Origin of the sequence: Sphingomonas sp. Leaf198 (genome assembly GCF_001424005.1) — a bacterium.
Lineage (GTDB): Bacteria > Pseudomonadota > Alphaproteobacteria > Sphingomonadales > Sphingomonadaceae > Sphingomonas.
In genome coordinates, this window is sequence record NZ_LMPX01000002.1 from 114465 (window position 1) to 132147 (window position 17683).

The window sequence follows — 17683 nt, forward strand, 5'->3', positions numbered from 1 at the left end:
TGGATGTTGCTTGCCGTTCCGGTCCTGCTGGCTGCGGGACCGGCATCCCCCGATCCGGTCGAGGGATTGGCCGGGCGCTATTACGCCCAGTTTTCCGACGGCACGGTGACCGGCGAAAAATACACCGGCGAGAATGTCGTCGAGATCGTGCCCGTAGCTGCGAACGCAGCCTATGTCCGCGCGCATCTCGATTTCTTTAACGGTCATCAGTGCGACATTGCTGGCATCGCGACGTCCCGCGGGGCGACACTCGTCTATCGCGACCTCGACACGCCGTTACCCGGAGAACCGGCGTGCGTGTTCACCGTCTCGCATGCCGGGTCTTCGCTCAAGCTCGATGACGGCAATCGGGGGTGCAGCACCTATTGCGGCGCACGGGGAAGCCTGACGAACATGAGCGTGCCGTTCGCAAGCCGCCGCCCGATCCGGTACATGCCGCGTCTCAAGGCATCCGAGCAATATCGGCGTGCGATGACGGAATGGCGGACGGGGAAGCCGACATCGTGAAGGCGACGATCTACCACAACCCGCGTTGCTCCAAGTCCCGTGAGGCGCTCGCGCTGCTGCAAGAGGCAGGAGCGGATGTCACGATCGTCGAATACCTCAAGACTCCGCCCTCCCGCGCGGAACTCGTCCGTCTCTACGACCGCGCGGGCATGACGCCGCGCCAGGGGCTCCGCATGGCCGAGGATGGCGCCAAGGCAGTCAAGCATGGCGACGCCGAGGCGATCCTCGATGCGATGATGATCGATCCGCTGCTGATCGAGCGCCCGCTGGTCGAGACCGACAAGGGCGTCCGGCTCGGCCGCCCGATCGCACGTCTGCACGAAATCCTGTGATCGGCTCCCCTGCCCTTGGATTGCGCACGCACCGGCCAGGTGCCGCAATTTCGGGCAGTGAAATCGACGATATTCCGCGGTTGCCCGAGGGCGCCGCGGCTGGCACGCTTGGTGCAAGGCGCCCTTCAGGGCGTACAGCTCGTCCGAAAGGGCGGGGGTTTCAACAATCGGGGGCGTACCTGTGAAAAAGATCGAAGCCATCATCAAGCCGTTCAAGCTGGATGAGGTGAAGGAAGCGCTGCACGAGATCGGCGTGAGCGGCATCACCGTGACCGAGGCCAAGGGCTTCGGCCGGCAGAAGGGTCACACCGAACTGTACCGAGGCGCGGAATATGTCGTCGACTTCCTGCCCAAGGTGAAGCTCGAGGTCGTCGTCGAGGACGGGCTCGCGCAACGCGTCGTCGAGGCGATCGCGGCAGCTGCGCAGACCGGCCGGATCGGCGACGGCAAGATCTTCGTTATTCCGGTCGAGAGCGCGCTTCGCATCCGCACCGGCGAGCGTGACGACGACGCAATCTAGGTCTTACCCACGCATAGGGCGTTGACGACGAGTGACGACATCGTCATTTGACGCAGCGCAACATTGTGTGGAAATCCCGTTCCATACCGCAATTAGATTCCCCGCATGATGCGGCGGAAGTCTCAAAAACGAAGGGCAAGCATCATGGCGAATTCGGCCTCCGACGTTCTACAGATGATCAAGGACCAGGAGATCGAGTGGGTCGATCTGCGGTTCACCGATCCCAAGGGCAAGTGGCAGCATCTGACGATGGTCGCGAGCCTGATCGGCGAAGACGAGCTGACCGACGGCCTGATGTTCGACGGCTCGTCGATCGAGGGCTGGAAGGCGATCAACGAGAGCGACATGACGCTCAAGCCCGATCTCGACGCGGTCTATGTCGATCCGTTCTCGGCGACGCCGATGATGATCCTGATCTGCGACATCGCCGATCCGTCGACCGGCGAGCTGTACGCGCGCGATCCGCGCTCGACCGCCAAGCGCGCCGAAGCCTATCTGCTGACCACCGGCGTCGGCGACACCGTCTATGTCGGCCCCGAAGCCGAATTCTTCATGTTCGACGACGTCCGCTTCGAGAACAGCTATTCGACCAGCTACTACAAGATCGACGACATCGAGCTGCCGGGCAATTCGGGTCGCGAATATGAGGGCGGCAACCTCGGTCACCGGCCGCGCGCCAAGGGCGGTTACTTCCCGGTCGCACCGGTCGACAGCGCCGTCGACATCCGCGGCGAGATGGTCTCGACGATGATCGAGATGGGCCTGCCCTGCGACAAGCATCACCACGAGGTCGCGGCCGCGCAGCATGAGCTGGGCCTGACCTTCGGCACGCTGACGCAGACCGCGGATCGCATGCAGATCTACAAGTACGTCGTCCACCAGGTCGCGCATGCGTACGGCAAGACGGCGACGTTCATGCCGAAGCCGATCAAGGAGGACAACGGTTCGGGGATGCACACGCATTTCTCGATCTGGGAAGGCAAGACCCCGCTGTTCGCCGGCAACGGCTATGCGGGCCTCAGCGACATGTGCCTGTATTTCATCGGTGGCATCATCAAGCACGCCAAGGCGGTCAACGCGTTCACCAACCCGTCGACCAACAGCTACAAGCGCCTCGTACCCGGCTACGAAGCGCCGGTGCTGCTCGCATACTCGGCACGCAACCGCTCGGCATCGTGCCGTATTCCGTACGGCACCGGCCCCAAGGCGAAGCGCGTCGAAGTGCGCTTCCCGGATGCGCTGGCCAATCCGTATCTCGCTTACGCGGCGCTGATGATGGCCGGCATGGACGGCATCCTCAACAAGATCCATCCGGGCGAAGCGATGGACAAGAACCTGTACGACCTGCCGCCGGCAGAGCTCGCGCAGGTCCCGACCGTCGCAGGGTCGCTCCGCGAGGCGCTCGAATGCCTGCTCGCGGATCACGACTTCCTGCTGAAGGGCGACGTGTTCTCGAAGGATCAGATCGAGAGCTATGTCGAGATCAAGTACGCTGAGGTTGCGCGTTGGGAGATGACGCCTAGCCCGGTCGAGTATGACATGTACTACAGCGGATAAGGCGCACGGCGCACGCGGCCAGCGCAAGCTGACCGCGAGACGCCGAAGCCCGGCCGGCGTCGCGAACCGCGACGACCGACGGCGTGGCTTTGCCACGTCGCTGAATTGGAAGAGGGCGCGCGGAGCAATCCGGGCGCCCTTTTTCTGTCAGGTCAAACGAGCTCTCCTGTTCGTCCCGGCCAGTTCAGATGGGCGGGGAGATCAGAACAGTGCCCCCCTCCCGTCATTCCCGCGTAGGCGGGAACCCATACAGGCTGGCCGTGCGATCGACTCGCGAGCGGTCGAGTTTATGGATCCCCGCCTGCGCGGGGATGACGATGGAGGATGGGGTCGAATGCGTCCGCGCCAAGGTTGTCTCCCCGCGAAGGCGGGGACCCAGTCTGGGCTCCCGCCTTCGCGGGAGAACAAGAAGGGGTAGCCTCGGTTAACTTCGCGCGTTGGGTCCGATTGATCGACCGATAGAGCCACCCATATCCCGTCCGAGACGCACCGCCCCCAAAACCCAAGGAACACCCGTGACCGAAGACAGCGGCAACAGCGCCGGACGCGCGATCCCCAGCGGCCGCCTCGCCCGTCTCGGCGTCTTCGGCAAACTCGCGGGCGGCGTCGCCGGCGGAGTCGTCGCAGAAGGCGCCCGCCGCCTCGCAAACGGCGAACGCCCCAAGATCGGCGACCTACTCCTGACCCCCGCTAACGCCACCCGCGTCGCAGACCAACTCTCTCACCTCCGCGGCGCAGCTATGAAGCTGGGGCAAATGATCTCGATGGACGCGGGCGACATGCTCCCGCCCGAACTCGCGACCATCCTCGCGCGCCTGCGCAACAACGCGAACCACATGCCGCCGCAGCAACTTGATCGCGTGCTCGCCGCCGAATGGGGCAAGGACTGGCGCCGTCGTTTCGCGCATTTCCAGGCGCACCCCGTCGCCGCCGCCTCGATCGGCCAGGTCCACCGCGCGCGCCTGCCCGACGGCACGGAACTGGCGATCAAGGTCCAGTATCCCGGCGTGAAGGAGAGCATCGACGCCGACGTGGACAACGTCGCGACGCTGCTGCGCGTGTCGGGCATGCTCCCCAAGTCGCTCGACATCGCGCCGCTGCTCGACGAGGCGAAGAAGCAGCTTCACGAGGAAGCCGATTACCTCCGCGAGGCGCAGATGCTCGCACGCTACGGCGAATTGCTTGCCGACCAGTCGCAGTTCGTCGTGCCCGCGCTCTATTCCGAGCTGACCACGCCACGCGTTCTCGCGATGAGCTTCGTCACCGGCGTCCCCGTCGAGACGCTGGAAACCGCGCCGCAGGACGTTCGCGACCGCGTGATGCACGACCTGATCTCGCTCGTGCTGCGCGAACTGTTCGACTGGCGGCTGATGCAGACGGACCCGAACTTCGCCAACTACCGCTGGCAGCCCGAGACGGAAAAGCTGGTCCTGCTCGATTTCGGCGCCGCCCGTCCCCTCCCTGCCGAAACCGGCGAAGGCTATCGTCGCCTGCTCACCGCGGCCCTCGCCGGCGATCGCGACGCGGTACGCGAAGCCGCGATCGCTGCCGGCTTCCTGGGCGAAGCCGCCGTTATCCAGCACCGCGCACTGGTCGACCGGATGATCGACGTCATCCTCGTCGAACTCGCCAAGCCCGGCCCGTTCGACTTCGGCGACCGCGCGTTCGTCGGCGTGCTCCGCGAACAGGGCACCGAGATCGCGCGCGACCGCGATACCTGGCACCTGCCCCCTATCGACACGCTGTTCGTGCAGCGCAAGATCAGCGGCACCGCCCTGCTCGCCGCCCGCCTCAAGGCCCGAGTCGACGTCCGCGCGTTGATCCAGCATTCCTTCGGCGAAGCAACGCTCTAGGCCGCCACCGATCCTCCCGTATAAGGTCGGGATGACCATTCCGACCCCGCCCGTGCCACTCAAGACCATCGTCATCGTCGGCGGCGGCACCGCGGGGTGGATCGCCGCCGCGATGCTCGCGCGGTTCGTGCCGCGCACGACGAAGATCCGGCTGGTCGAATCCGACGCGATCGGCACGGTCGGCGTCGGCGAGGCGACGATCCCGCAGATCCGCCTGCTCACCGCGGCGCTCGGGATCGACGAGAACGCGATGCTCGCCGCCACGCAAGGCACATTCAAGCTCGGCATCGAGTTCGTCGACTGGACCGGCCCCGACAGCCGCTACATGCACGCGTTCGGCGCGGTCGGGCGCGGCCTGGGCGTCGTCCCGTTCCATCATCACTGGCTCCGCGCGCAAGCGTCCGGGACCGCAGCACCGCTCGGCGATTATATCGCCAGCGCGCGCGCGGCGGCGGACGCGCGGTTCGATCGCCATCCCGACCTCGCCTACGCCTATCACTTCGACGCCACCTTGCTGGCGCGCTGGCTGCGCGGCCTTGCAGAAGCCAGCGGCGTCGACCGGATCGAAGGACGGATCGTCACTGCGCAGCGCGATGGCGAGACCGGAGACCTGACCGGCGTCGCGCTGGACGACGGCCGCGCAGTCGAGGGCGACTTCTTCCTCGATTGCTCGGGCTTTCGCTCGCTCCTCCTCGGCGAAACGCTTGGCGTCGCGTTCGAGGACTGGTCGCACTGGCTGCCCTGCGACCGTGCGATGGCGGTGGCCTGCGAGACGACCGCGCCGCTGCTCCCCTATACGCGCGCGACCGCGCGGCCGGTCGGCTGGCAATGGCGGATCCCGCTCCAGCACCGCACCGGCAACGGCCTGGTTTACGCCGCCGCGCACCTGTCCGACGACGAGGCGGTGTCGCGGCTGCTGGCCAACCTCGACGGCGTAGTGATCGGCGATCCCCGCCCGCTGCGTTTCGCCACCGGCAAGCGCGCGACGTTCTGGGAGCGCAACGTCGTCGCGCTGGGCCTTGCCTCAGGGTTCATGGAGCCGCTCGAATCGACCAGCATCCACATGGTGCAGTCAGCGGTGGCGCGGCTGTTGTCGCTGTTCCCGTCGGCCGGCGACAATGCCGCCGCGCGCACCGCGTACAACCGCCAGACGCATGTCGAATATGACACCGTCCGCGACTTCCTGATTCTTCACTACCACGCCAATCGCCGCCCGGAACCGTTCTGGCAGCGGTGCCGCGACATGCCGCTGCCCGAGCGGCTGGCCGAGAAGATCGCGCAGTTCCGCGCCGCCGCGATCCTTACGCAGGATGTCGCGGATTTGTTCACCGAACCGGCGTGGCTCCAGGTCATGATCGGTCAGGGTATACATCCCGTCACGTGGTCGCCACTCGCCGAGGCGCTGTCCCCGGACCACCTCGCCGGGTTCCTCGCCGACATCCGGGAGCGGCATGCCGCTACGGCCCGCGAGCTTCCGGCGCATGCCGACACCGTCGCGCGTCACTGCATGGCGAAACGCTAGGACGCGACTTCCAGCTCGCTGCATCGCAACATTAAACGAGGATTAAAGGCGCCCTACACGCGATTCTTAAATCCGTAACCGGCGCGCCACGACTGCCCCTTATCGCGCCCATCAAGGCAAAGGTGTCTGAAAAGGGAAATCTCGATGTTGAATGCAGCAAGCCTGCGCGTGCGGTTGCTGGCCGGCGCCGCGCTGACCGCCGCGCTGACGATGGCGATCGCCTCGCCAGCTCTCGCGCATGCCGACCCGGCAATCGCCAAGGACGCCGCCGCGACCGCGCCTGCCGCAACGCCGACCGATCCGGCAGCTGCGCCCGCCGCCGATCCCGCCGACCAGACCGGTCTGGGCGAGATCGTCGTCACCGCGACCAAGCGCGAGACCAACCTGCAGAAGACGCCGATCGCGATCAACGTGCTCAACAGCCAGGCGCTGACCGACCGTCACGTCCAGAGCCTGTACGACCTCGCCGACGGCGCGGTGCCGTCGTTGCGCGTCGCGACGTTCGAGGCGCGCCAGTCCGCGCTGACGATCGGCATCCGCGGCATCGTGCCGCTCGACGCCAACCAGCCCGCGCGCGAGCAGGGCGTCGGCATCTATATCGACGGCGTGTATCTCGGTCGCCAGCACGGCCTGAACGCCGCGCTGTTCGACGTCGACCGGATCGAGGTCCTGAAGGGCCCGCAGGGCACGCTGTTCGGTCGCAACACCGAAGGCGGCGCGCTGAGCATCGTCACCAAGGGCCCGAGCGGCAAATGGGGCGGCAGCGCAACCGCAGGCATCGCCAATTACGGCGGCTATAACGGCGCATTGCGGCTCGATCTTCCCGAAGTCTACGGCGTGTCGCTGAAGCTCGACGGCGTCGTCCAATATCAGGGTGCGACCACCAAGAACCCGCTCGTCGGCCAGACCGGCTTCAATTATTACGATCGCCGCGGCTTCAAGGCGACCGCGCGGATCCACCCGGTCTCGGGCATGACCGCCGATTTCAGCTACGACAACGGCTATGACTCGAACAGCCCGTTCTACAGCCAGCTGCTGAACTTCAACCCGAACGCGTGCAAAGCCGGCGCGCAGGCGGCGTCTTCCGCCTGTGCCCTGCCCGGCACCAACTACGCGACGCTCACCGGCAGCGTGAAGCCGTTGCCGAGCCAGGTCGTCATCAACGGCAACAGCCGCGCGAAGGTCGCCGACATCGGCGTCCCGCAGCAGCCCAGCATCGACAAGACGCACGGCTTCACGTCGAACATCCGCTGGGACGTCGCGCCCGAGATCGAACTCCGCTCGATCACCGCGTGGCGCGGCGTGAACGCAACGCAGTACGATAACAGCGGCGGCTATCACCGCGTCCCCGTCGTCGCCGCGGGCTGCACCGGCACCGCGTGCAACTTCAGCCGCTACAGCCTCGCCGATCTCCACCAGAACCAGTTCAGCCAGGAATTCCAGGCTGTCGGCACGGTCGGCCAGTTCGACTATGTCGCCGGGCTGTACTATTTCAACGAACACATCAGCGACGACGCCGCCACGCCGAACTCGCTGGCGTTCAATTCGACGCTGTCGACGATTTCGGTTCTTGATCCGTGCACCGGCTCGGGCGGTTTCGGATCGCAGCCGGGTTGCCGCTCGATCGATCGTGCGTCGGAAGTCTTCTCCAAGAGCTATGCAGGCTATGGCCAGGTAACGTGGAACGCGACCGACGCGATCCACCTGACCGCCGGCGGCCGCTACACACGCGACGAAAAGCAGGGCGTGCTGCATTATTCGCGCAACCTGAACTATGACACGGCGTCCGCAGCCCAGTTGACCGCGGCGGGTTACAAGCCGCTCGACGCAAGCTGGAACCGCTTCAATCCGATGGCGACGCTCGCCTATGACGCCAGCGACTCGGTACACCTCTACGCCAAATACGCGACCGGCTACCGCGCCGGCGGTGCCAGCTCGCGCACGTCGAACTATCAGACGTTCAACCCCGAGGACGTGAAGTCGTACGAGATCGGCGCGAAGACCGATTTCTGGAACCATCGCGCGCGCCTGAACCTTGCCGGCTACATCATGGACCGCAAGAACAGCCAGGTCGACATCAGCTCGATCCAGACGACCGCGTCGGGCAGCTTCAACAACCTGGTGACGATCAATGCGCCCGGCATCACCAAGATCCGCGGGATCGAGGCGGATCTGACCGTGCAGCCGGTCACCGGCCTGACGCTGACCGCGGGCTATGCGTACACCTACACCAAGATCCCGCCTGTGCTGATCGCGTCGACCGGCGTGTACCAGAACTTCTACATCGTGTTCACGCCGCGCAACGCCGCCAACGGCTCGATCGACTACACGATGCCGGTCGGCGACATGGACCTGAAGTTCCACCTCGACGGGAACTACTCGCAGGCGACGCAAACCTTCGATCAGTTCGCCACCAAGAACGATCCGGCGTTCATCGCCAACGCCCGCCTTGCCCTGGCGAACATCCAGGTCGGCGGCAGCAACGCGGTGACGATCTCGGCGTGGGTCCGCAACCTGTTCGACAAGCAGTATGTGTTCCGCCGCGATCCCTCGAACAGCCTGCCGGGTGCCCCGACGACCAGCACCGCCTCGGGCAGCATCAGCAACGTCCTTGGCGACTACGGCAACTTCAACGCGCCGCGTACCTACGGCATGGAGGCTTCGGTCAAGTTCTGATCGGGCTTACCGCGTAGAAATGGAAACCCGGGCAGGCGCTCAGCCTGTCCGGGTTTCGTCGTTTCAGCCCTTGGGCAGCGCAATGACGACGCGCAGTCCGGGGGCCGCGTCTTCGAGTGCGATCGTGCCGCGATGAAGCCGGACGATCGCCTGGATCAGCGGCAGGCCGAGGCCATGACCTTCGTCGTGGCGGCTGGCGTCGAGCCGTCCGAACCGCCGCAACGCCAGCTTGCGCTGATCCACCGGGATACCGGGGCCGGTATCGGTCACCGTGAGCATGGCGGTCCCGCCGGTGGTCGTGATGCCGATCTCGATGCGTGTGCCGGAAGGCGTATGGCGAAGCGCATTCTCGATGAGGTTCACAAGCATCTGGCCGAGCAGGTGCCGATCACCGAGGATTTCGGCCGGCGCCGCGGCATCGAGAACCAGCGTCCGATCGCCATCGGCGACCACCGGCTGCATCATCGTCGCGACCTCGTCGGCCAGCGCCGCCAGATCGAGCGCCGCGAACGCCGCACGACGATCGCCACCCTCGACCTCCGCGATCCGCAGCATCGCCGCGAACATCTCGAGCAGCTCGTCGCTCATCGCGACCACCGCTTCGAGATCGTCGCGCTGCGCGTCGGTCTCGGCGCGACGCAATGACAGCGCCAACTGGCTCTTCAAACGCGCGAGCGGCGTGCGCAGGTCGTGCGCGATGTCGTTGGAGACGTTGCTGATGCTCGCCATCAGCTCCGATATCCGGTCGAGCATCCGGTTGAACGCCATCGCCTGCTGCGCGAACTCGCCGCCCGACGGGTGGATCGGCACGCGGCGTGCCATGTCGCCGTCGATGATCGCCTCGACCGTCCGCCGCATCTCGCCGATGCGTCGCCGGATCGTGACGACGAAGACCAGCATGCCGGCGATCACGATCAGCACGATCGAGCCGAACCCGAGGAGATAGATCCGCACGCGCGCCGCGTTATAGTCGTCGAACGGCTCCGTTTCGGCGATCGTCGTGAGCGTCATGCCGCGGCCGACATCACGGACCAAGGCGCGCCCCGCCGAGAGACCGGCGATCCGATCCTTCACCGCGACCGTCGAGAAACCGAGCGGCAGGCGGCGCAGCTTGGCGATGTTGCCACCCAGCCGACGGCCGTCCGTGTCGAGCAGCAGGAAGCCGATATCGCCGGTATCGCGCTCGTGCGTGGCCGCGTTGATCCGGCGGACGAGTTCCTCGGGGCTGCGATCACCGAACGTGCCGGCGACCTCGTCACTCACGGCTTCGATGCGACGATCGACCAGCCGTTCGATCGTCTGCTGCGTTACCGTATGGATCGCGAACCCGGTACCGATCGTCGCGACGAGGAACGCCAGCACGAACGCCAGAGTCAGCGCGCGCAGCGACCGGAACCGCATCATCCGCGCAGCATATACCCGACGCCGCGTACCGTGAGGATCGGGTCGCTGCCCCCCGCCGCGGTCAGCTTGACGCGCAGGTGACGGACATAGACGTCGACGATGTTGGTCGTCGGCGCGAAGTCGTATCCCCAGACCCGCTCGACCAGCATCGCCCGGGTCAGCACCGCATCGGCGTTGGCGACGAACTCGCTGAGCAGCTTGAACTCGAGCTTGCCGAGATCGAGCGCGATCCCGTCGCGCCATGCGCGGAACTTGGTCGGGCTGACGACGATATCGCCCGCTCGGATCGTGTCGGCACTGCCCCCGGTCCAGCCGCGCCCGCGGACGACTGCGGCAAGACGTGCGCTGAGTTCGGCGGCGGCGACCGGCTTCACCACGTAATCGTCGGCGCCCGCCTCGAGACCCTCGACCTTCTCGACCGAGCGGCCGAGTGCGGTGAGCATGATCACCGGCAGCGTCATGTTGCCGCCGCGCAACCGCTCGAGCACCGCCATACCGTCGACCTTGGGCAGCATCCGATCGAGCACCACCGCGTCGAACGGGGCGCTGTCGACCGCCGCCAGCGCCTCGCGACCGTCGACCGCGACCGTCACGCAGTGATCGAGCCCGCGCAATTCCTCTGCCAAGGTCTGCGCGAACACCGCATCGTCCTCGACCAGCAACAGATTCAAGCTCATCGTCATCTCGCCGAAAGGGGGCTTTCGCCGTACCGCGATTCGCCCCCGAGGCAAACCACCGGCTTATTCGGGGAGCAAGAGCGTGCTGCCCCAGGTCCCGCCGCTTTCGACCGCGCGGTGCGCGTCGGCGGCGTCTTCGAGCGCGAAGGTCTGGCCGATCTCGGGAGTGATCGCACCGCTGTCGAGCATCGCGAACAGGCGCGCGATGCCGGCCTGCTTCTCCTCCGGCGTGACGTAGTAATCGAACAGCGTCGGGCGGGTGACGAACAGCGATCCCTTCCGCGCAAGGACGCCGATGTTGACGCCGTCGACAACCCCGCCGGCATTGCCGTAGCTGACGATCAGGCCACGCTTGGCCGCGCTGTCGAGCGACGCGTTCCACGTTGCGCCGCCGACACCGTCGAGCACGATCGGGACGCCCTCGCCGTCGGTGATCTCGCGAACCCGCGCGGCGATGTCCTCGGACTTGTGGAGGATGACGTGATCGGCGCCGGCTTTCCGCGTCCGCGCCGCCTTGTCCTCGCTGCCGACGCTGGCGATGACGGTCGCGCCGATCGCCTTCAGCCAGCCGACCAGGATATGGCCGACTCCGCCCGCCGCCGCGTGGACGAGGACAGTCTGGCCCGCCTGTACCTTTGCGCAACGCTCGACCAGGAACTCGGCGGTGGTGCCCTTGAGCAGGATCGCCGCGGCGGTCTGGTCGTCGAGCGTATCGAGGAGCTTGAACAGCTGGCTCGCGGGTACGTTGCGCTCCGTCGCGTAGGCGCCGCGGGACGGGCCGAACGTCCCGACGCGGTCGCCGGGCTCGAACTCGGTCACGCCCTCGCCGACCGCCATCACTACGCCCGCCGCCTCGCTGCCGAGCCCCGAGGGCAGATCGACCGGATACACGCCGCTGCGGTGGTACGTGTCGATATAGTTCAGACCGACCGCGGTGTTGCGCATCCAGACCTCGCCCTTGCCCGGCGGTGGCAGTTGGACGTCGTGCCACTGGATGACCTCGGGGCCGCCGGTCTTCTCGATGAATGCCACTCTTGCCATGCCGGCCTCCTGATGCGTCTGGCGGTCATCCTAGCCGACGCGTTTCGGGTTGCAACCGATCTCCGGCGAGCCCATTCCTGCGCGAGACAAGATGCGGAGAGGCACGATGAAGAGCTATTTGCAGCAGTATATTGACGGCGCGTGGGTCGAGAGCGAGGGCGGCACCGTCTATCAGGTGATCGACCCGTCGACCGAGCAACCCTGCACCGAGATCACGCTCGGCACTGCCGCCGATGTCGACAAGGCCGTGGCCGCAGCGCGCGCCGCGTTCGAGAGCTGGAGCCAGACCAGCGTGCAGGAGCGACTGGAAGTGCTCGGCCGGATCATGACCGAATACAAAGCGCGGATGCCCGATCTCGCCAAGGCGATGTCACAGGAAATGGGCGCGCCGATGGCGCTCGCCTCAATGGCACAGGCACCGACTGGCCTCGCGCATTTCTCAGCGACCGCGAAAGCGCTGGCAGCGTTCGAATTTTCCGAGACGATCGGCAAGGCGACCGTCGTGCACGAGCCGCTCGGCGTCGTTGCGATGATCACGCCGTGGAACTGGCCGCTGAACCAGATCTGCGCGAAGGTCGCACCTGCGCTGGCGGCGGGTGACACGATGATCCTGAAGCCGTCCGAGGAAGCGCCGTCGTGCGCGGTAATTCTGGCCGAAATCATGGATGCGGCGGGCGTGCCGGCGGGCGTGTTCAATCTCGTTAACGGTGACGGTCCAGGCGTTGGCGCGGCGCTGTGCGCGCACCGCGACGTCGACATGGTCAGCTTCACCGGCTCCACGCGGGCGGGCATCGCGGTCGCCTTGGCCGCCGCACCGACCGTCAAGCGAGTCCATCAGGAGCTTGGCGGCAAGGCGGCGAACCTCGTGCTCGAAGGCTCCGATCTAGCCGCGGTGCTGCCGCCGACGGTGGCTGGCGTGCTCGCCAATTCGGGCCAGAGCTGCATCGCGCCGACCCGTTTGCTGGTGCATGCGAGCCAGGTCGCGGAGGCGACTGCGATCGTGAAGTCGATGATGGAGCAGACCAAGGTCGGCGATCCTGCCGAGATGGGCCAGCACATCGGCCCGGTCGTCAACAAGGCGCAGTTCGACAAGATCCAGGGGCTGATCCAGTCGGCGATCGACGAAGGCGCGACCTTGGTGACGGGCGGCGTCGGGCGGCCGGACGGGCGCAACGCGGGATATTACATCCAGCCGACGCTATTCACCGACGTGCGGCCGGACATGCGGATCGCGCAGGAAGAAACGTTCGGGCCGGTCGCGACGATCACGTCGTATGCCGACCAGGACGAGGGGATCCGCATCGCCAACGCCACCGAATACGGCCTGTCAGCGACGATCTCGGGCGATCCGGCGGCGGCGGAGAAGGTCGCACCGAAGTTACGCGCGGGGCTGGTGACGATCAACTCGTGGAGCCCGGACATCGGCGCACCGTTCGGCGGATACAAGCAGTCGGGCAATGGTCGTGAGAACGGGCGCTATGGGCTGACCGACTTCATGGAGGTGAAGACGATCACCGGCCTTCCGGGCGAGGTGCGCGAGGGAAAACCGGCCGAAGCCGGCGCTTAACGTCAGCTTATGGGGGGGCTCGCCAAGGACAAGCCCCCCGTCATCCTGACGAAAGTCAGGACCCAGAGCCATGAAAGCCGCCCGCCGTAATCCTGGATCCTGACTTTCGTCAGGATGACGGACGGGCTGACAGGCAAGCCTGCCTAGTCGAGATTTGGACGAAGCCAGCGTTCGGCGGTCTTCAGGTCCGCACCACGGCGTACGGCATAGTCTTCGAGCTGGTCGCGACCGACGCGAGCGACGCCGAAATACTCCGCCTGCGGGTGGCCGAAATAGAAGCCTGACACCGCCGCGGTCGGGAACATCGCGAAGCTCTCGGTCAGTTCCAGCCCGGTCGCGGTCTCGGCGTCGAGCAGGTCGAACAGGATCGGCTTGAGGCTGTGGTCCGGGCACGCAGGGTAGCCCGGCGCGGGGCGGATGCCACGATATTGCTCCTTGATCATCGCTTCGTTGGTGAGTTGTTCGTCGGGTGCATAGCCCCACAGATCGGTGCGGACGTGCTTGTGGAGGCGTTCGGCGAAGGCTTCGGCGAAGCGGTCGGCGAGTGCCTTCAGCAAGATGTCATTGTAGTCGTCGTTGTCGGCCTTGAAGCGGGCGATGTGGTCGTCGATACCGTGGATGCCCACTGCGAAGCCGCCGAACCAGTCGTCCTGCGTGTCGACGAAATCGGCGAGACACATGTTCGCGCGGCCCTCGCGCTTGGCGATCTGCTGGCGGAGCATGGGCAGGCGGACCTCTTCCTGCTCCCTCTCCCCTCCGGGGAGAGGGGCTGTTCCGGGCGCAGCACTGCTTGGCTGCCCCTCACCCCAGCCCTCTCCCCGAAGGGGAGAGGGGGCAGTGACCACCACGTCATCCCCCTCGCGGCGCGCGGGCCACAACCCTGCTACCCCGCGCGGCGTCAGCCACTTCTCCGCGACGATCGTGTCGAGCATCGCCTGCGCATCCGCATACAGCGAGCTCGCGCTCTCCCCGACGACCTCGTCGGTCAGGATCGCCGGAAAATTCCCCGCTAGCTCCCACGCGCGGAAGAACGGCGTCCAGTCGATATAGTCGCGCAGGTCCGACAGGTCCCAGTCCGCGAACACATGCACGCCAGGCTTCACCGGCGCGGGCGGCTTCATCGCGAAGTCGGCTACGAACCCGCGCTCCCGCGCCGTCGCCAAGGGAAGCAACTCGCTCTGCCCCTTGTTCGCGCGCGAAATCCGCACCGCCTCATATTCGTCCGCGGTCTTCGTCACGAACTCGTCGCGGATCGTGTCCGACACCAAGGTCGACGCGACACCCACCGCGCGGCTCGCATCGAGCACATGCACGACCGGGCCATCATAGGCCGGCGCGATCCTGAGAGCGGTATGGACCTTCGAGGTCGTCGCGCCACCGATCAGCAGCGGCATCGTCATGCCTGCCCGCTTCATCTCCTCGGCGACCGTCACCATCTCGTCGAGCGACGGCGTGATCAGCCCGCTGAGCCCGATCATGTCCGCATCGTTCTCGTTCGCAGACTCGAGGATCTTCGACCACGGCACCATCACGCCGAGATCGACCACATCGAAGCCGTTGCACTGGAGCACGACGCCGACGATGTTCTTGCCGATATCATGCACGTCGCCCTTGACGGTCGCCATGATGATCTTGCCCTTGCCGCGCGCGCCGGGCTCCTTGGCCGCCTCGATATACGGCAGCAGATGCGCGACCGCCTTCTTCATCACGCGTGCCGATTTCACGACCTGCGGCAGGAACATCTTGCCCGATCCGAACAGGTCGCCGACCACGTTCATGCCGTCCATCAACGGGCCCTCGATGACCTCGATCGGCCGTCCGCCATTGCCGGCGATGATCAGCCGCGCTTCCTCGGTATCCTCGACGACGTGGAGGTCGATGCCCTTGACCAGCGCATATTCGAGCCGCTTGTTGACGCCCAGCGAGCGCCATTCCGCTGCCGCCTTCTCGGCGACTACGTCGGTACCGCGATAGCGTTCGGCGAGCGCGACCAGCCGGTCGCCGGCCTCGGGATCCTTGTTGAGCACGACGTCCTCGACCGCCTGGCGCAGCTCCGGATCGATATCGTCGTAGATGTCGAGCTGGCCGGCGTTGACGATCGCCATGTCCATGCCCGCGGGGATCGCGTAATACAGGAAGACGCTGTGCATCGCGCGGCGCACCGGCTCGTTGCCGCGGAACGAGAAGCTGAAGTTCGAGAGCCCGCCCGAGATATGGACGTGCGGGCAGCGCGCCTTGATCTCCTTGCACGCCTCGATGAAGTCGACGCCGTAGTTGTTGTGTTCCTCGATCCCCGTCGCGACCGCGAACACGTTGGGATCGAAGATGATGTCCTCGGGCGGGAATCCGATCCCGACGAGCAGCTTGTACGCGCGCTCGCAAATCTCGACCTTGCGCTCCTTGGTATCCGCCTGCCCGACCTCGTCGAACGCCATCACGACGACCGCCGCACCGTACGCCATGCACTTGCGCGCCTGGGCGAGGAACTGCTCCTCGCCCTCCTTCATGCTGATCGAATTGACGATCGGCTTGCCGCTGACGCACTTCAGCCCGGCCTCGATCACGCTCCATTTCGAGCTGTCGACCATGAACGGGATGCGCGCGATGTCGGGCTCGGCGGCGATCAGCTTCAGGAACGTCGTCATCGCGTGATGCGCGTCGAGCAGCCCCTCGTCCATGTTGACGTCGAGCACCTGCGCGCCGCTCTCGACCTGCTGGCGCGCGACCTCGACCGCGGCGGGATAGTCGCCGGCCATGATCAGCTTCTTGAAGCGCGCCGATCCGGTGACGTTGGTGCGCTCGCCGATGTTGACGAAGGAGGTGGAGGAAGTTGTCATCGGTTCGCTTCTTCTAGCCCCCTCTCCCCTCCGGGGAGAGGGTTGGGGTAAGGGGTAGTTCCGGGCGGCAGCGCTCGTGGCGCCCCTCACCCCGGCCCTCTCCCCGACGGGGAGAGGGAGCAGTGGCCTAAGCCGCCATCGTGAACGGTTCGAGGCCAGCGAGCTTGGTGCGAACTTCTGGCCGAGCAACCGCGCGCGGTTCGAGCCCGCGCACTCCATCGGCCATCGCCTTGATATGCGCCGGCGTCGACCCGCAGCAGCCGCCGAGCACGTTGACCTGCTTGGCTACCGCCCATTCGCCGACCAGCCCCGCCGTCGTCTCGGGCTGCTCGTCATACTCGCCGAGTTCGTTCGGAAGCCCGGCATTCGGGTAGATCATGATCAGCGTATCCGCGATCGCGCTCAACGTCTTCACATGCGGCCGCAACTGTTCCGCGCCGAACGAGCAGTTGAGCCCGATCGTGATCGGCTTGGCGTGCCGCACTGCATGCCAGAACGCCTCGACCGTATGCCCCGAAAGGTTGCGCCCCGACAGATCCGTCAGCGTCATCGACATCATGATCGGCACGTCGCGGCCGAGCGCGTCGCCCGCCTCGATCGCCGCCATTATGCCCGCCTTGGCGTTGAGCGTATCGAACACCGTCTCGATCAGGATGAAGTCGACGCCGACCCCCTCGCCGCCTTCGAGCAACGCGTCGATCTGCTCGCGGTAAACGCCCTTCAAATAGTCGAAGTCGATCTCGCGAAAGCCGGGATCGTTGACGTCGGGCGACAGCGACAGCGTCTTGTTGGTCGGCCCGATCGCCCCGGCGACGAAGCGCGGACGGCCGTCCTTCGCCTCGTACTCGGTGGCGAGCGCGCGGGCGATCCGCGCGGACTCGACGTTGATCTCGCGCACCAGATGCTCGGCGCCGTAATCGGCCTGCGAAATGACGTTCGCGCTGAACGTGTTGGTCGAGACGATGTCCGACCCCGCCTCGAGATATTCGCGGGTGATCGTCTCGGGGACGTCCGGCTTGGTGATCGCCAAAATGTCGTTGTTGCCCTTCTGGTCGTGCGACAAGCCGAGCGACCCTGCGTAAGCCGCCTCGTCGAGCTTCCAGTTCTGGATCTCGGTGCCGAACGCGCCGTCGGTGATCAGGATGCGCTTGGCGGCTTCCGCGTTGAAACGTTCACGTGGTGTCATCGTT

Annotated in this window: 13 protein-coding genes; 8 read left to right on the forward strand and 5 right to left on the reverse strand. The window is 66.0% G+C overall.

Features of this window, described 5'->3' with window-relative positions; all coding sequences use genetic code 11:
* The first annotated feature begins 3 nt into the window (after window positions 1-3).
* The 7 genes from ASG20_RS07585 (at window position 4) to ASG20_RS07615 (ending at window position 8967) form a co-directional block, all read left to right on the forward strand.
* The gene (locus ASG20_RS07585) at window positions 4-507 is read left to right on the forward strand and encodes a hypothetical protein (protein ID WP_231420288.1); all 504 of its coding nucleotides are present in this window, start codon (window positions 4-6) and stop codon (window positions 505-507) included.
* Window positions 504-839: an arsenate reductase family protein gene (locus ASG20_RS07590; protein ID WP_056052772.1), complete on the forward strand. Its 336-nt coding sequence runs from the start codon at window positions 504-506 to the stop codon at window positions 837-839. Before ASG20_RS07585 ends, ASG20_RS07590 begins: the two co-directional genes overlap by 4 nt.
* A gap of 181 nt (window positions 840-1020) precedes the next feature.
* Window positions 1021-1359, forward strand: a complete 339-nt coding sequence (locus ASG20_RS07595; RefSeq protein ID WP_055875939.1) for a P-II family nitrogen regulator — start codon at window positions 1021-1023, stop codon at window positions 1357-1359.
* Between the two features lie 144 nt (window positions 1360-1503).
* Window positions 1504-2916 carry a type I glutamate--ammonia ligase gene (glnA, locus tag ASG20_RS07600; protein ID WP_056050744.1) on the forward strand — a complete coding sequence of 471 codons (1413 nt, stop codon included), beginning with the start codon at window positions 1504-1506 and terminating at the stop codon, window positions 2914-2916.
* Between the two features lie 515 nt (window positions 2917-3431).
* A complete protein-coding gene (locus ASG20_RS07605) occupies window positions 3432-4769 on the forward strand; it encodes an ABC1 kinase family protein (protein WP_056050746.1) in 1338 nt (445 codons plus the stop codon).
* 52 nt (window positions 4770-4821) lie between these two features.
* A complete protein-coding gene (locus ASG20_RS07610; RefSeq protein WP_330218664.1) occupies window positions 4822-6291 on the forward strand; it encodes a tryptophan halogenase family protein in 1470 nt (489 codons plus the stop codon).
* A gap of 144 nt (window positions 6292-6435) precedes the next feature.
* Window positions 6436-8967: a TonB-dependent receptor gene (locus ASG20_RS07615; protein ID WP_056050751.1), complete on the forward strand. Its 2532-nt coding sequence runs from the start codon at window positions 6436-6438 to the stop codon at window positions 8965-8967.
* 63 nt (window positions 8968-9030) lie between these two features.
* Here the strand turns inward: ASG20_RS07615 and ASG20_RS07620 are convergent, their stop codons facing one another.
* The 3 genes from ASG20_RS07620 to ASG20_RS07630 form a co-directional block, all read right to left on the reverse strand.
* Window positions 9031-10371 carry a sensor histidine kinase gene (locus ASG20_RS07620; RefSeq protein ID WP_330218665.1) on the reverse strand — a complete coding sequence of 447 codons (1341 nt, stop codon included), beginning with the start codon at window positions 10369-10371 and terminating at the stop codon, window positions 9031-9033.
* A complete protein-coding gene (locus tag ASG20_RS07625) occupies window positions 10368-11048 on the reverse strand; it encodes a response regulator transcription factor (protein ID WP_183129156.1) in 681 nt (226 codons plus the stop codon). Before ASG20_RS07625 ends, ASG20_RS07620 begins: the two co-directional genes overlap by 4 nt.
* Window positions 11049-11111: 63 nt before the next feature.
* A complete protein-coding gene (locus tag ASG20_RS07630; protein WP_056050755.1) occupies window positions 11112-12089 on the reverse strand; it encodes a quinone oxidoreductase family protein in 978 nt (325 codons plus the stop codon).
* A 106-nt stretch (window positions 12090-12195) separates the two neighbouring features.
* Here ASG20_RS07630 and ASG20_RS07635 point away from each other — a divergent pair, with 106 nt between their 5' ends.
* On the forward strand, window positions 12196-13656 hold the full coding sequence (locus ASG20_RS07635; RefSeq protein ID WP_056050757.1) for an aldehyde dehydrogenase family protein: 1461 nt from the start codon (window positions 12196-12198) through the stop codon (window positions 13654-13656).
* Between the two features lie 143 nt (window positions 13657-13799).
* On the opposite strand, the gene metH is transcribed toward ASG20_RS07635, so the two are convergent.
* Together metH and ASG20_RS07645 are read right to left on the reverse strand one after the other, a co-directional pair.
* Window positions 13800-16493 (reverse strand): methionine synthase, encoded by a 2694-nt coding sequence (gene metH, locus ASG20_RS07640; protein ID WP_056050759.1) that lies wholly within the window; start codon window positions 16491-16493, stop codon window positions 13800-13802.
* 127 nt (window positions 16494-16620) lie between these two features.
* Entirely contained in the window at window positions 16621-17679 is a 1059-nt protein-coding gene (locus ASG20_RS07645) for a homocysteine S-methyltransferase family protein (protein WP_056050761.1), read from the reverse strand.
* Window positions 17680-17683: the final 4 nt, after the last annotated feature.

What these genes read in the sequence shown, in the direction of transcription:
- ASG20_RS07625 (WP_183129156.1), bottom strand. Translation starts at nt 11,048, where the DNA reads ATGAGCTTGAATCTGTTGCTGGTCGAGGACGATGCGGTGTTCGCGCAG.
- metH (WP_056050759.1), bottom strand. Translation starts at nt 16,493, where the DNA reads ATGACAACTTCCTCCACCTCCTTCGTCAACATCGGCGAGCGCACCAAC.
- ASG20_RS07645 (WP_056050761.1), bottom strand. Translation starts at nt 17,679, where the DNA reads ATGACACCACGTGAACGTTTCAACGCGGAAGCCGCCAAGCGCATCCTG.
- ASG20_RS07630 (WP_056050755.1), bottom strand. Translation starts at nt 12,089, where the DNA reads ATGGCAAGAGTGGCATTCATCGAGAAGACCGGCGGCCCCGAGGTCATC.
- ASG20_RS07635 (WP_056050757.1), top strand. Translation starts at nt 12,196, where the DNA reads ATGAAGAGCTATTTGCAGCAGTATATTGACGGCGCGTGGGTCGAGAGC.
- glnA (WP_056050744.1), top strand. Translation starts at nt 1,504, where the DNA reads ATGGCGAATTCGGCCTCCGACGTTCTACAGATGATCAAGGACCAGGAG.
- ASG20_RS07620 (WP_330218665.1), bottom strand. Translation starts at nt 10,371, where the DNA reads ATGATGCGGTTCCGGTCGCTGCGCGCGCTGACTCTGGCGTTCGTGCTG.
- ASG20_RS07615 (WP_056050751.1), top strand. Translation starts at nt 6,436, where the DNA reads ATGTTGAATGCAGCAAGCCTGCGCGTGCGGTTGCTGGCCGGCGCCGCG.
- ASG20_RS07585 (WP_231420288.1), top strand. Translation starts at nt 4, where the DNA reads ATGTTGCTTGCCGTTCCGGTCCTGCTGGCTGCGGGACCGGCATCCCCC.